Consider the following 12490-nt stretch of genomic DNA (forward strand, 5'->3'; position numbering starts at 1 on the left):
CCCGCACCCCCATCGACCGCTACGGTTACCGACGCCATGCCCTGGATCACCCCGGACCCGGAACACGACGCCTGGCTGGTGCACGTCCGCGTCACCCCACGGGCCAAGCGGGAGGCGCTGGACGTGCAGGGCGAGCGACTGCGCGTGCGCCTGAACACCCCACCGGTTGAGGGCAAGGCCAACGCCGCCCTGTGCAAGCTGCTGGCCCGGCAGTTCGGCGTGGCCAAGTCGGCCGTGACGCTGCTGCGCGGTGAGCGCAGCCGGGACAAGACCCTGCGCATCACGGCTCCCAAGCAGTGGCCGGAGGGGCTGCCGCGCCCGGAAGCCCCCCCGCCAACCTGAGGCGGCTTGTCCCGGCCATAGCCGGCTCGCTAGACTGCACGGCTATTGCTCAGCGAGCGGAAGTGTCATGGTGAGAAGCCCGCCGACCGACTCCGTCGGACTGGTGACCCAGCACAAGGCAACCTTCGAGGAGCCCCTGCCGCTCGTCTGCGGTCGGGAGCTGCCCCGGTACGAGCTGGTCTACGAGACCTACGGCGAGCTCAACCGCGAGGGCACCAACGCCATCCTGGTCTGCCACGCGCTCTCCGGCAATCACCATGCCGCCGGCTACCACTCCGAGCACGACCGCAAGCCGGGCTGGTGGGAGACGTGCATCGGTCCGGGCAAACCGCTGGACACCAACCGCTTCTTCGTTGTCTGCAGCAACAACCTGGGTGGCTGCCACGGCTCCACCGGGCCGGCCAGCATCAACCCGGAGACGGGTAAGCCCTACGGCGACCAGTTCCCCATCGTCACGGTGCGCGACTGGGTACGGAGCCAGGCACGCCTGGCCGATGAGCTGGGCATCCGCCAGTGGGCGGCGGTGGCCGGCGGCAGCCTGGGCGGCATGCAGGCGATGCAGTGGGCCATCGACTACCCCGACCGCCTGCGCCACGCCATTGTCATCGCCGCCGCGCCGCGGCTGTCGGCACAGAACATTGGCTTCAACGAGGTCGCCCGCCAGGCGATCATGAGCGACCCCGAGTTCCACGGCGGGCGTTACTACGATTACGGCGTCTCGCCCCGTCGTGGGCTGGCGGTGGCGCGCATGCTCGGACACATCACCTACCTCTCGGACGACGCCATGCGCGCGAAGTTCGGGCGCGATCTGCGCGGCGACATGAGCTTCGACTTCGAGCAGGTGGACTTCGAGGTCGAGAGCTACCTGCGCTACCAGGGACAGCGCTTCGTGCAGGACTTCGACGCCAACACCTACCTGCTGATGACCAAGGCGCTCGACTACTTCGATCCGGCCGCCGACCACGACGACGACTTCTCCGCGGCGCTCGAGCACATCCAGTGCTCGACCCTGCTGCTCTCCTTCTCCAGCGACTGGCGCTTCGCCCCGGCACGCTCGCGCGAAATCCTCCGCGCGCTGCTGGAACACAACAAGCCGGTCAGCTACATGGAGATCGAGGCCACCCAGGGCCACGACGCCTTCCTGATGCCCATCCAGCGCTACCTGGAGGCCTTCTCCGCCTACATGGGCAACGTCGCCCGGGAGGTGGGGGCGTGAATCCGCTGCGCCGCGAACTGGAGATCGTCGCCGACTGGATCGAGCCAGGCTCCCGGGTTCTGGACCTGGGCTGCGGCGACGGCACACTGCTCCACTACCTGGTCCAGCGTAAGGGCGTAACCGCCTACGGCCTGGAGATCGACCCGCGCAAGGTCACCCGGTGCATGGACCGGGGCGTCAATGTGGTCCGTGCCGATCTAGACGAGGGGCTGGACGACTTCCATCGCGACAGCTTCGACCACGTCATCATGAGCCAGACCGTCCAGGCGGTGCGCTACCCGGACAAACTCCTTGAGGACATGCTGCGTGTGGGCCGCCACGGCATCGTCACCTTCCCCAACATCGGCTACTGGCGGCTGCGCATGCAGTTGCTGCTCAAGGGGCGCATGCCACGCAGCCCGGCCCTACCCAACGCTTGGTACAACTCGCCGAACATCCACCTGTGCACGGTGCGCGACTTCGAGCGCCTGTGCGCCACCATGGGCGTGCAAATCCGCGAGCGGCGCCTGCTCGACCGCGCCCACCGCTCGACACCGTTCATCGACCTGGCCCCGAACCTGCTCGGCGAGGTGGCCATCTACCGTTTCGTACGCGGCAGCGACTCCCTGTAGAATCCGGTCAAGGACGGGCGGTCGCCGCTCCGGGGTGCCGCCCGCGATCTCACCTGGCAGGAAACCGGAAAGTCTATGCAGCCCGAGTACGTGCGGTACAACCAGACCATCGTCGAGCGGCGGCGCTCCGCCTACCAGGACATCGTCATCGCCCACGATCCGGCGGTGGGGCACCTGCTCTACCTCGATGACGACCTGCAGATCGCCAACGCCGACGAGCCCTACAACCAGGCAATCACCCGGCCGCTGCGCGAGGCCAACGCACTGGGCGATGTGCTCATCCTCGGCGGCGGCGACGGCGGCGTCCTGCGCGCGCTGCTCGATGCCGGCGCGCGCCGGGCGGTGCTGGTGGATATCGACGGCGACGTCATCGAGCTCTCACGCCAATACCTGCCGGATCTCTGCGGCGACGCCTTCGACCGGCCCGGCGCCGAGGTGGTGGTTGGCGACGCCTTCGCCTACCTCGACGCCGAGGAGCGCTGGGACGGCATCATCTATGACCTGACCATGGATCCGGTCCGAGAAGACCAGCCGCGAACCGAGTATATCCGCGAGATCCTCGCCAAGGTCTCGGACCGACTGAACCCCGGCGGGGTTATGGCCATGCAGTGCTGCGGCGCCGACGAACCCGGCCTGCGCGAGGAGATCCGCGCCGGACTGGCCCACACCTTCGCCGACTGGGGCGACTGGGGCGACTGGGAGGCCGAGGTACCGTCCTTTGACGTACCCTGGGTCTTTGCCTGGGCGCGCGCCCCGCGGGAGGCATCGTGACAACCTGGCTGATCACCCACCCCCAGTGCCTGGAGCATGACGCCGGCACCGGCCACCCGGAGAGCGCCGCGCGGCTGCAGGCCATCCTTCAGGCGCTCCAGCACGCCACCTTCGAGTACGTCCTGCGCGAGGAGGCGCCGCTGGCCACCACCGCGCAGCTCGAGCTGGCCCACGACCCGACCTACGTGCGCTCGCTGCTCGACAGCGTCCCCGCGGAGGGGGCCCGGCACATCGACCCGGACACCCGCCTCTGCCCGGCCACCGGCGAGGCCGCGCGGCGGGCCGCCGGAGCCGTCTGCCACGGGGTCGACGGCGTGCTCTCCGGGAAGGCGCAGCGCGTCTTCTGTGCGGTCCGCCCGCCGGGCCACCACGCCGAGTCCGATCGAGCCATGGGGTTCTGCTTCTTCAACAACATCGCCGTCGGCGCCGGCCACGCAGTGGCCAACTTCGGCCTGCAGCGGGTGGCGATGGTCGATTTCGATGTTCACCACGGCAACGGCACCGAGGAGATCAGCCGCGGCCGGCAGGGGTTCCACTACTTCTCGACCCACCAGCACCCCCTGTTCCCGGGCACCGGCACACCGGGCAGCGACAACCCGGCGAACATCGTCAACGTCACCCTGGCTGACGGCGATGGCTCTGAGGCGTTTCGCGAGGCCTTTACGCAGACCATCCTCCCCGCCCTCGACGCGCTGCAGCCGGAACTGATCCTGATTTCGGCAGGCTTCGACGCCCACCGCTCGGACCCGCTGGCCACCCTGCAGCTGGACGAGACCGACTTCGCCTGGGCCACCCGGGAGTTGGTGGGCGTGGCCAAGCGCCACTGCCAGGGGCGCGTGGTGTCGGTGCTCGAGGGTGGCTACAACACCTCCGTGGTCGGCCGCTGCGCCGCGGCCCACCTCGAGGCACTGATGATGTAGGCTAAAGGCCATGCACGTGGAGGCGAACCGGAGCCCTTACCTCAACCCCGCCGAGCGCGTGCGCGGGGACCAACGCACCCAGCAGCCCCAGGCTGCCGGGCGGACCGACTTTGCCCGCCACGCGGAGGCCGCTCGCCCCGCCTCACCCGTGCGCCCCACACCGCTGGCCGCCGAGGGGTTGGCCAGTGGCGGCGTGGGCCAGCCGCCAACCCCCCGACTCGGCGACGCCGGGGGGTTCCGGCCGCCGGAGCTCATCGCCGCCCGCTACGAGGGCCAGGATCGCAGCCTGACGCCGGAGGGCGGGCCGCGCAGCGGCGGAGCCGGCAGCCACGGCCTCCGGCCGGATACCGAGGATCTGCCCCGGGGGCTGCGGCAACTGGTCGAGGTTCAGGCCATGTCGCAGCCCGATGTCCTCGGCCGCGGCGGCCGCCTGGATCTGACCATCTAAGCCCCCCATGCCGGTTCAGACTCGCTACCAGGACGATCTGGCCCGGGGCGTTATCCAACCCGATCCAGCCCAGCAGCGCGCCGTGCAGGCCCTGCAGACACTCCACGACGACCTGCTCGCGCAGCCGGCCGGCGCCGGGTGGCTGGGCTGGCTGCGCCGGCGCCCGGGCACCGCCGCCCCCGGACTCTACCTCCACGGCCCGGTCGGGCGCGGCAAGACCTATCTGGTGGACGCCTTCTTCGATGCCCTGCCCTTCGCGGCCAAGCAGCGCCTGCACTTCCACCACTTTATGCGGCGTACCCACGACGCGCTGCACCGGCTGCGCGATCACCGCGATCCGCTCGGCCACCTGGCCCGCGACTTCGCCGCCGAGCATCGGGTGCTCTGCTTCGACGAGTTCCACGTCAGCGACATCGCCGACGCCATGATCCTTGGCCGCTTGCTCGAGCAGCTCATCGGCGAGGGGGTTACTCTGGTGGCCACCTCCAACGTGCACCCGGACGATCTCTACCGCGACGGCCTGCAGCGGGCCCGCTTCTTGCCGGCCATCGATGCGCTCAAGCGCCACTGCCGCGTGGTGAACCTGGACGGTGAGCGGGATTACCGGCTCGAGCGCCTAGAGCAGGCGCCGGTCTACCTGATCGGCGCGGCCGGCGAACACGACGCGCGACTGCAGGAGCGGTTCGTGCAGCTCGCGCCGGAGCCCGGGCAGAGCGACGGCACCCTGGACATCGAGGACCGGCCGATCCGCGCGCGCCGCTGGGCCGATGGCGTCGCTTGGTTCGATTTCACCGAGCTGTGCAGCGGGCCGCGCAGCGCCTCCGATTACATCGAGCTGGCACGACTGTTCCACACCGTACTGGTCGCCGACGTGCCCCGCTTCGAGGCCAACCGTGAGGACGAGGCACGCCGGTGGATGGCGCTCGTCGACGAACTCTACGAGCGGCGGGTCAACCTGATCTGCTCGGCGGCCGCAGCGCCGGAGGCCCTCTACGCCGGCCGGCGGCTGGCCTTTGAGTTCCAGCGCACCGCCAGCCGGCTCCACGAGATGCAGAGCCACGAGTACCTGGCCGAGCCCCATCGCCCCTGAAGCCAAGGAGAGATCGCCATGAACCAGCGCGGCGGCAAGACCGGCTACCGGCCGCAAATCCAGCGTCTGCGGCGAGGCGAAAAGCGCTCGCACCTGCTCTACTATCTACCGGTACACGACGGCAACGACGGGACGCGGCTCGGTGTCCTCGGCGATCTCTCGCCGGACGGGCTGCTGCTCATCGGGGACCGCGCTTTCACCCCCGGGCAGCGCCTGCAGCTGCAGATCCGTGGTGAACCGGGTAGCGAGATCGCTGGCGATGTACGCATCGACGTCACCGCCGAGGCGCGCTGGTCGGCACCGGACGTGAACCCGGCCTATACGGCCACCGGGTTCCGCCTCGCCAACCCGGACGAGCGGACCCGACACGCCATTGAGACCCTGCTCCACGACCTCGGCCTGCTGGCCGGGGCGGACGACGAGGACGAGACAGGAGGACAGCCATGAGCGCCGACGCCGACAAGCACCCCCAGGACGACGACCCGCGTTCGCTATCCGATCACCGCATCCGCGAGAAGCACTCCCGCGAGGAGGTCCGGCGCTGGCGCGAGCAGGCGGCCGAGCACCATCGGCGCTGGTTCGACGTCATGAACAACCCCTACGGGCAGGACTGACGCTCCCCCCCCCCGGGGGCACGACGGCCACCGGGGGAGAGACGCCCCGCGCTTACGCCGGGACGCGGGGGTTGAGGCTGTAGGTGGTGGTCATGCTGGCCTGATCGAGGATGTGCGGGCGAATGGCCTCGAGCAGGTCGGGCCCGCGGAAACCCGCCGCCACCGGCGCACGCTCCACGTCGAGGGCGTAGAGGGTGAAGATATAGCGGTGCGGGATGGAGTCGTTCCACGGCGGGCACGGCCCGTCGTAGCCGTAGTAGGTACCGCGCATCTCGTCACTGCCGGCGAGGAAGTCGGTGTAGTCGTTGACCCCCTGCCGGGTGCCGTGGGGCCCCTCGGGTGCATCCTTGCCCCCGGGCACCACGCCCTCGGCGAAGGCGCCCTCGGCCACCTCGCCCAGCCCCGGATCAAGGTCGACCAGCAACCAGTGGTAGAAGTCCACCCGCGGCAGGTCCGAGGGGATCTCCCGGTCCTCGCGATTCACGTCGCCGGCGTGGCTCGGCGCGTCCGGGTCGTGGCAGACCAGGACCAGCGAGCGCGTGCCCGCCGGCAGATCCGACCAGGCGAAGTGGGGGCTGAGATTCCGGCCCAGGGCCATGTGGTTTTCGGCATCCGGGATCCCGAAGGCGTACGGCTCCGGGACCGGTCGACCGTCGGTCAGGCTCTGACTCGTCAGGCGCATAGCTTGCCCCTCCTGCTGTTTGGGTTACCCTCGTGGGGATTGTAAAGCCGGCAGGCGCAGCGTGACGATGCAACAGCGACTGTTCGCGTACGGGACCATCCTCGCGGGGGCCGACGATCCGCAAGTGCAGGCAGCCATCCAGCGCTACACCGAACGCATCGACGAAGGCTGGATCCGTGGGCGCCTTTACGACCTGGGCCCCTTCCCGGGCGCGGTCCCCCGCCTGCCACAGGATTCCCGCGAGACCTGGGTGCGCGGGGTACTCCTCTCGGTGCTCGATCCTCGCCGGGTCTTCCGCGTCCTCGACCCCTACGAGGACTGCGATCCGCAGCGACCGCGGGCCGGGCTGTACCGCCGGGAACAGGTCGCCGCGCACCCCGCCTCGGCCCCGGAGGCGCCGCTGACCTGCCAGATCTACTGGATCAACCGGGTCCCGCCTTACGCCCGCTTGATCGACAGCGGCGACTGGCACCACCACGTACAGAGCCGGCCGCCCTACGCCCCGCGTGGCGGCGCCTCGTAGCTAACGCGGCAGCACCAGGTGGTCGGCCACCCGCTGCGGGTCGGGCGTGGCCAGCGGGGGGATGCGCCCGAGCCGCGGCGCCGGCAGGCGGGCATCGAGGCTGGCGATCTGCGCCTCGCGGCGCGGGTCGTCGGCCTCCAGCTCGCTGGCCACCCAGCCGGCCAGAGTGAGGCCGTCGGCACGGATCGCCTCGGCGCTGAGCAGGGCGTGGTTCAGACAGCCCAGGCGGACGCCGACGACCAGCACCACGGGCAGGCCGATCTGCCGGGCCAGACCGGCCACGTCCTGCGTCGGCCCCAGGGGCACCCGCCAGCCGCCGGCCCCCTCGACGACGGTGAACCGCTCCTGCGCCAGCGCCCGGGCCGCCGCGACCAACCCCGCAACATCGATGGATCGCCCCTCCTCCGCGGCCACCAGGTGCGGGGCGGCCGCCGCCTCCAGGGCGCACGGATTGACGGTGGCGTAGGGCGGAGCCGGATCGAACAGGGCCTGCAGCTGCTCGGCGTCGTCGTTGCGCAGTCCGGCGGCGGTGCGTCGGCAACCGGCGGCCACTGGCTTCATGGCCGCCACCGGGACCCCGCTGCGCTGCAGGAGACGGATCAGCCCCCCGGCGTAGACCGTCTTGCCGACTCCGGTGTCGGTGCCGGTGATGAACACCCCGGAGAGACCGTCCCGGTGCGCGCTCACCGCCGCCTCCGCCGGATACCGTGGACATCGAGCCGGACCTCGCCGGTCTCGTCGGCGCGCTGCGGGGTTCCGGCCATACCCCAGGCGTGGCCGTAGACCACCTCGTAGGTGGCCGGCACGCGGCCGTCGGGCTGACGCCAGGCGAGGCTATAGGCGGCCTCCACCCGGGCCAGGCGGTGGGGTGAGAGCAGACCGCGGGGGCGACCGGGGGCGGCGTTGGAGGCACCCAGGGCCTTGAGGTCGCGCATAACGGCACGCGGGTGGGCATAGGTGAGATTAAAGGGCTCGCCATCGAGCACCGGGTCGACGAACCCCGCCTCGAGCATCCGGTCGCCGACGTCGTGCTTGTCGGGAAAGCGGTGCACGCGGGCGTGATCGTCCACCTCGGCCCAAGCCCCGCGCAGCTCGTGCAGTGTATCCGGGCCGAAGGTGGCGAACATCACCGCCCCCTCCGGGGCGGTCACCCGCTGCAGCTCGCGCAGGGCCGCCGGCAGGTCCTCCGCCCACTGCAGGGCCAGGCTGGAGAAGACCAGTTCAAAGGTGTCGTCCGGGTACGGCAGGGCGTGGAGATCGGCGCAGACGCAGCGCGGACGTCGCAGCCACGGCGCCCGCCGCCGGGCCCGCTGCAGCATGGCCGGAGCGATGTCCAGGGCGTGGACCTCGGCTTTGCGGTAGCGCCGGATCAGCGCACGTGTCGCGTAGCCGGTCCCGGCACCGAGGTCGAGGACACGGCGCGGGGCCACCCGGACCGGATCGAGCCGCTCAAGCAGGCGGTCGGCGACCTCGCGCTGGAGTACGGCGACCTCGTCGTAGCGCTCCGCCGAGTCGTCGAAACTGCGTCGCACGCGACGGCGATCGATCCGCTGGGCATCGCCTGGGTTCACGATCGGACCTCCTCGAGGAAGCAGTGGATGGCCTGTGCCACTTCGGTGGCGTGGGTGCAGTGGGGCAGATGGCCAGCGTCATCGAGGATCTCCACCCGGCCGCCACAGGCCGCGGCGCCCCGCTGCAGCGCCGCCGTGGGCACCAGAGGATCACGCCCCCCCCCGAGCCATAGCGTCGGCGGCGGCTGCACCGCCCCGGCAAGCGCCCCGCGCAGGTCAGCCTCGGCGAGGGCCGCCAGCCCGGCCGCCAGCCCGTCGTTGGAGGCCTGACTGGGGTCGGCGACGGCAGCGGCATCGTCCGCCGAGACCCGCCCGAGCTGCCGGCGAAAACGCCGCACGGTCGCCGCCGGGCTCCGCCCGAGGCCAGCCTGCATGGCAGTCAGCTCTGCCGCCGGAGTCGCGCACGGCCAGTCGGCCTCCATGGTAAACCGGGGCGTGGCAGCAATCAGGACCACACCGCGCAAGGGCTTGCCTCGGCGCAGGGCCTCCAGGGCAACGGTGCCGCCCAGCGACCAGCCCACCCAAACCGCATCGTCCGGCGCGGCATCGATGACCGGCGCAGCCACCCCGGCGAGTTCCACCGTGCCGGGGTCGGCGCAGCCGCCATGGCCCGGCAGCTCAAGCACGTCAGCCGGCACCTCCAGAGCGGCCCGCAAGGGGGCGAAGACGCGCGCATCGAAGGACCAGCCCGGGACCAGGAGCAGCGGCGCTGTCACGACACCGCCTCCGGGGTGGCGGGGTGGCGACGAGCGGCCGCATCCAGGGCCTCAAGCAGCCGGTCGATGTCCGCCTCGCCGTGGCAGGCGGTCAGGCTGACGCGCAGTCGGGCGGTTCCCGCCGGCACGGTCGGCGGCCGGATCGCCGCGACGCGCAGGCCGCGGCGATCGAGCTCGGCACTCCAGGCGCTGGCAGTGGCGCTTTGGCCGACGAGCACCGGGAGGATCGGCGTCTGCGGCCCCGGCGGTTGCGCCACCGGCAGGCCCAGCTCCCGGGCGCCGGCGCGGAAGCGGCTGATCAGCGCCTGCAGCCGCTCACGCCGCCACTGCTCGGCACGGGCGATGCGCACCGCCTCCAGGGCAGCCGCCGCCTGCGCCGCCGGCGGTGCCGTGGTGTAGATGTACGGGCGGGCCCACTGGCGCAGGGCGTCAATCAGGGTCCGGCTGCCGGCGACAAAGGCACCGAAGGTACCGAACGCCTTGCCCAGGGTACCCACCAGCACCGGGACCCGCTCCGGCGCGCAGCCGGTGGCCGGCACGCTGCCCTGCCCCCCGGGCCCGATCACCCCGAGGCCGTGGGCGTCGTCGACCACCAGCACCGCACCGGCGGCCTCGGCGACGGCGGCCAGCTCAGGCAGCGGGGCAACGTCGCCGTCCATGCTGAAGACACCGTCGGTGACCACCAGCGCAGCGCGCTCGCCCACCTGCTCCGCCAGATGCGCGGGGTCGGCGTGGCGGTAGCGCCGCGGGCGCGCCCCAGCAAGGCGTACGGCATCGATCAGCGAGGCGTGATTCAAACGGTCCTCGGCCACCGCCTGCCCCCGCCGGACCAGAGCGGTGATCACGCCCAGATTGGCCATGTAGCCGGTGGAGAAGAGAAGCGCGGCCTCCCGGCCGGTGAACGCCGCCAGCTCCGCCTCGAGCGCCTCGTGCTCGGGGCGGTGGCCGGTGACCAGGTGCGCAGCCCCGGCGCCGCTGCCCGAGCGCTGCGCGTGCTCGGCGAGAACCCGGGCCGGGCGCGGGTCGGCAGCCAGGCCGAGGTAATCATTGCCGCAGAAGACGGTGCACCGCCGGCCATCGCGCCGGACGGCGGTGGCCCCATCGTAGCCTTCGAGGACCTCGGCGTGGCGGTACAGCCCCGCCTCGCGGCGCTCGGCGAGCCGCGGCGCCAGCCGCGCATCGAGCCGGGCCGCCGGATCGCTCACGGCTCCAGCTCGGCGCAACGGTGGGGGTGCGGCTCGAGCGTCATCCCCAGGCGATGGAGCAGCTGCCGGTCTGCGTCCGTCTCCGGGTTGCCGGTGGTCAGCAGCCGCTCGCCAAGGAAGAGGCTATTGGCCCCGGCGCTCAGGCACAACGCCTGGAGCTCGTCGCTCATCTGCTCGCGCCCGGCGGCCAGACGGACGTAGGAGCCGGGCATGGCGATGCGCGCCGCTGCGATGGTGCGCACGACCTCGAACGGGTCCACCGCCTCGGTCTCCTCCAGCGGGGTACCGGGAATGGGGATCAGTCGGTTGACCGGCACGCTCTGCGGCTGCACCGGTAGGTTGGCCAGGGTGGCCAGCATCTCGACGCGGTCGGCGCGCGACTCGCCCAGGCCCACGATGCCACCGCAGCAGACGCGCATCCCGGCGGCGCGGATGCGCTCGAGCGTCTCCAGTCGCTGCTCGTAACTACGGGTGGTAACCACCTGATCGTAGTACGAAGCGGAGGTGTCGAGGTTGTGGTTGAAGTAGTCGAGCCCGGCCTCGGCCAGCCGCTCAGCCTGCCCCTCGGCGAGCAGGCCGGCGGAGAGGCAGCTCTCCAGCCCCTCTTCCTTCACCGCCCGGATCATGGCTTCCAGGGTCCCCAGGTCGCGGTCCCTGGGACCACGCCAGGCTGCGCCCATGCACAGCCGGGTGGCACCGCTGGCGCGGGCTCGGCGGGCTGCCTCGCGGACAGCCTCGACGTCGATCAGCCCCTCGCGCTCCAGGCCGGTGTCGTAGCGGGCGCTCTGCGAGCAGTAGGTGCAATCCTCGGCGCAGGCCCCGGTCTTGATCGAGACCAGGGTGCAGGCTTGGACCTGGCCCGGGTTAAAGTGGCGGCGGTGCACCTCCTGGGCACGGAAGAGCAACTCCGGGAGGGGCAGCTCGAACAGGGTATGGATCTGCGACGGATCCCAGCTCAGGGCGTCGGTCTCGGTCATGATCGGCTCACTGCTGATTGGCCGCGGGCCGTGCCGCGCAGGAAGCGCTCATGGTAGCAAGGAGGCCGCCATGGTCAACTACAGGCTTGCACGATCAGTCAACAAGTGGCTGGATATTATCCCGCCAGCCCTCTACCCACCGCGCTGCCGGTTGTGCGATGACCCGGGCGTCGACGGCCTCGACCTGTGCCGCGGCTGCCGGGCCGACCTGCCGTGGAACACCCCCTGCTGCCCGCACTGCGCCCTGCCGGGGGACGGCGCCCTGCCGTGCCCTTGCCGGCAGAGCCCGCTGCCCTTCCGGGCAGCGGTGGTGCCGCTGCGCTACGAGGGACCGGCCGAGCGCCTGATCACCGCCTTCAAGTTCCACGGCCGGCTGGCCGACGGGCAGCTGCTCGGCGCGCTGCTCGCCGACGCCGTCCGCCGGGACGCGGCGCCACTGCCCGCGGCCGTCGTCCCGGTCCCGCTCCACGCCCGGCGGCTGCGCCAGCGTGGCTTCGATCAGACGGCGGAACTGGCCCGGGCGGTGCGCCGCCGGCTCCCTCCCCTGCCCCTGTGCCGGGCACTGCGCCGGCGCGACGGCGATGCCCGCCAGGCCACCCGCAGCGCCCGGGCACGGCGCAGCGCCATCCGCGGCGCGTTCAGTGCCCGCCCCGGGCGGGTGCCGGGACACGTGGCCCTGCTCGACGATGTGGTCACCACCGGGGCGACGGCCGCCGAGGCGGCGCGCACCCTGCGCGCCGCTGGAGTGCAGCGGGTCGATCTGTGGGCGCTGGCGCGGACGCCGTAGGCATCGCGCCCGGTGCA

General features: G+C 71.7%; 17 protein-coding genes. 11 read left to right on the plus strand and 6 right to left on the minus strand.

What is annotated here, in order from left to right; translation table 11 throughout:
- Positions 1-36: 36 nt before the first annotated feature.
- From LRA98_RS06760 to LRA98_RS06800, 9 genes are all read left to right on the plus strand, one after another.
- On the plus strand, positions 37-342 hold the full coding sequence (locus LRA98_RS06760) for a DUF167 domain-containing protein (protein ID WP_201169575.1): 306 nt from the start codon (positions 37-39) through the stop codon (positions 340-342).
- A gap of 67 nt (positions 343-409) precedes the next feature.
- Positions 410-1558 (plus strand): homoserine O-succinyltransferase MetX, encoded by a 1149-nt coding sequence (metX, locus tag LRA98_RS06765; RefSeq protein ID WP_238633343.1) that lies wholly within the window; start codon positions 410-412, stop codon positions 1556-1558.
- Entirely contained in the window at positions 1555-2169 is a 615-nt protein-coding gene (gene metW / locus LRA98_RS06770) for a methionine biosynthesis protein MetW (protein WP_425307179.1), read from the plus strand. Before metX ends, metW begins: the two co-directional genes overlap by 4 nt.
- Before the next feature lie 75 nt (positions 2170-2244).
- Positions 2245-2940: a spermidine synthase gene (locus tag LRA98_RS06775; protein ID WP_238633342.1), complete on the plus strand. Its 696-nt coding sequence runs from the start codon at positions 2245-2247 to the stop codon at positions 2938-2940.
- The gene (locus LRA98_RS06780; RefSeq protein WP_443134943.1) at positions 2934-3860 is read left to right on the plus strand and encodes a histone deacetylase family protein; all 927 of its coding nucleotides are present in this window, start codon (positions 2934-2936) and stop codon (positions 3858-3860) included. Before LRA98_RS06775 ends, LRA98_RS06780 begins: the two co-directional genes overlap by 7 nt.
- Before the next feature lie 10 nt (positions 3861-3870).
- Positions 3871-4308, plus strand: a complete 438-nt coding sequence (locus tag LRA98_RS06785) for a hypothetical protein (RefSeq protein WP_238633340.1) — start codon at positions 3871-3873, stop codon at positions 4306-4308.
- A 7-nt stretch (positions 4309-4315) separates the two neighbouring features.
- Positions 4316-5398 carry a cell division protein ZapE gene (gene zapE / locus LRA98_RS06790; RefSeq protein WP_238633339.1) on the plus strand — a complete coding sequence of 361 codons (1083 nt, stop codon included), beginning with the start codon at positions 4316-4318 and terminating at the stop codon, positions 5396-5398.
- Positions 5399-5416: 18 nt separating this feature from the next.
- The gene (locus tag LRA98_RS06795; protein ID WP_201169587.1) at positions 5417-5845 is read left to right on the plus strand and encodes a PilZ domain-containing protein; all 429 of its coding nucleotides are present in this window, start codon (positions 5417-5419) and stop codon (positions 5843-5845) included.
- On the plus strand, positions 5842-6012 hold the full coding sequence (locus LRA98_RS06800; RefSeq protein WP_201169588.1) for a hypothetical protein: 171 nt from the start codon (positions 5842-5844) through the stop codon (positions 6010-6012). Before LRA98_RS06795 ends, LRA98_RS06800 begins: the two co-directional genes overlap by 4 nt.
- A 52-nt stretch (positions 6013-6064) precedes the next feature.
- Here the strand turns inward: LRA98_RS06800 and LRA98_RS06805 are convergent, their stop codons facing one another.
- Positions 6065-6694 carry a YbhB/YbcL family Raf kinase inhibitor-like protein gene (locus LRA98_RS06805; RefSeq protein WP_201169589.1) on the minus strand — a complete coding sequence of 210 codons (630 nt, stop codon included), beginning with the start codon at positions 6692-6694 and terminating at the stop codon, positions 6065-6067.
- A 67-nt stretch (positions 6695-6761) separates the two neighbouring features.
- Here LRA98_RS06805 and LRA98_RS06810 point away from each other — a divergent pair, with 67 nt between their 5' ends.
- Positions 6762-7217 (plus strand): gamma-glutamylcyclotransferase family protein, encoded by a 456-nt coding sequence (locus LRA98_RS06810; protein WP_238633338.1) that lies wholly within the window; start codon positions 6762-6764, stop codon positions 7215-7217.
- Here the strand turns inward: LRA98_RS06810 and bioD are convergent, their stop codons facing one another.
- The 5 genes from bioD to bioB are packed head-to-tail and all read right to left on the minus strand — an operon-like array spanning position 7218 to position 11686.
- Positions 7218-7904 (minus strand): dethiobiotin synthase, encoded by a 687-nt coding sequence (gene bioD, locus LRA98_RS06815; protein WP_201169591.1) that lies wholly within the window; start codon positions 7902-7904, stop codon positions 7218-7220.
- Positions 7901-8788, minus strand: a complete 888-nt coding sequence (bioC, locus tag LRA98_RS06820; protein WP_201169592.1) for a malonyl-ACP O-methyltransferase BioC — start codon at positions 8786-8788, stop codon at positions 7901-7903. The genes bioD and bioC overlap by 4 nt, the downstream gene beginning before the upstream one ends.
- Positions 8785-9504 (minus strand): alpha/beta fold hydrolase, encoded by a 720-nt coding sequence (locus LRA98_RS06825; protein ID WP_238633337.1) that lies wholly within the window; start codon positions 9502-9504, stop codon positions 8785-8787. The genes bioC and LRA98_RS06825 overlap by 4 nt, the downstream gene beginning before the upstream one ends.
- Positions 9501-10709, minus strand: a complete 1209-nt coding sequence (gene bioF / locus LRA98_RS06830) for an 8-amino-7-oxononanoate synthase (protein ID WP_238633336.1) — start codon at positions 10707-10709, stop codon at positions 9501-9503. Before bioF ends, LRA98_RS06825 begins: the two co-directional genes overlap by 4 nt.
- The gene (gene bioB / locus LRA98_RS06835; protein ID WP_238633335.1) at positions 10706-11686 is read right to left on the minus strand and encodes a biotin synthase BioB; all 981 of its coding nucleotides are present in this window, start codon (positions 11684-11686) and stop codon (positions 10706-10708) included. The genes bioF and bioB overlap by 4 nt, the downstream gene beginning before the upstream one ends.
- A gap of 70 nt (positions 11687-11756) precedes the next feature.
- Between bioB and LRA98_RS06840 the strand changes: the two genes are divergently transcribed.
- On the plus strand, positions 11757-12473 hold the full coding sequence (locus tag LRA98_RS06840; protein WP_238633334.1) for a ComF family protein: 717 nt from the start codon (positions 11757-11759) through the stop codon (positions 12471-12473).
- Positions 12474-12490: the final 17 nt, after the last annotated feature.

Origin of the sequence: Halorhodospira sp. M38 (assembly GCF_022227985.1) — a bacterium.
Lineage (GTDB): Bacteria > Pseudomonadota > Gammaproteobacteria > Nitrococcales > Halorhodospiraceae > Halorhodospira > Halorhodospira halophila_A.

Coding starts and splice junctions, on each gene's coding strand:
- LRA98_RS06760 (WP_201169575.1), top strand. CDS start 37: ATGCCCTGGATCACCCCGGACCCGGAACACGACGCCTGGCTGGTGCAC.
- metX (WP_238633343.1), top strand. CDS start 410: ATGGTGAGAAGCCCGCCGACCGACTCCGTCGGACTGGTGACCCAGCAC.
- LRA98_RS06775 (WP_238633342.1), top strand. CDS start 2,245: ATGCAGCCCGAGTACGTGCGGTACAACCAGACCATCGTCGAGCGGCGG.
- LRA98_RS06785 (WP_238633340.1), top strand. CDS start 3,871: ATGCACGTGGAGGCGAACCGGAGCCCTTACCTCAACCCCGCCGAGCGC.
- zapE (WP_238633339.1), top strand. CDS start 4,316: ATGCCGGTTCAGACTCGCTACCAGGACGATCTGGCCCGGGGCGTTATC.
- LRA98_RS06795 (WP_201169587.1), top strand. CDS start 5,417: ATGAACCAGCGCGGCGGCAAGACCGGCTACCGGCCGCAAATCCAGCGT.
- LRA98_RS06800 (WP_201169588.1), top strand. CDS start 5,842: ATGAGCGCCGACGCCGACAAGCACCCCCAGGACGACGACCCGCGTTCG.
- LRA98_RS06805 (WP_201169589.1), bottom strand. CDS start 6,694: ATGCGCCTGACGAGTCAGAGCCTGACCGACGGTCGACCGGTCCCGGAG.
- LRA98_RS06810 (WP_238633338.1), top strand. CDS start 6,762: ATGCAACAGCGACTGTTCGCGTACGGGACCATCCTCGCGGGGGCCGAC.
- bioB (WP_238633335.1), bottom strand. CDS start 11,686: ATGACCGAGACCGACGCCCTGAGCTGGGATCCGTCGCAGATCCATACC.
- LRA98_RS06840 (WP_238633334.1), top strand. CDS start 11,757: ATGGTCAACTACAGGCTTGCACGATCAGTCAACAAGTGGCTGGATATT.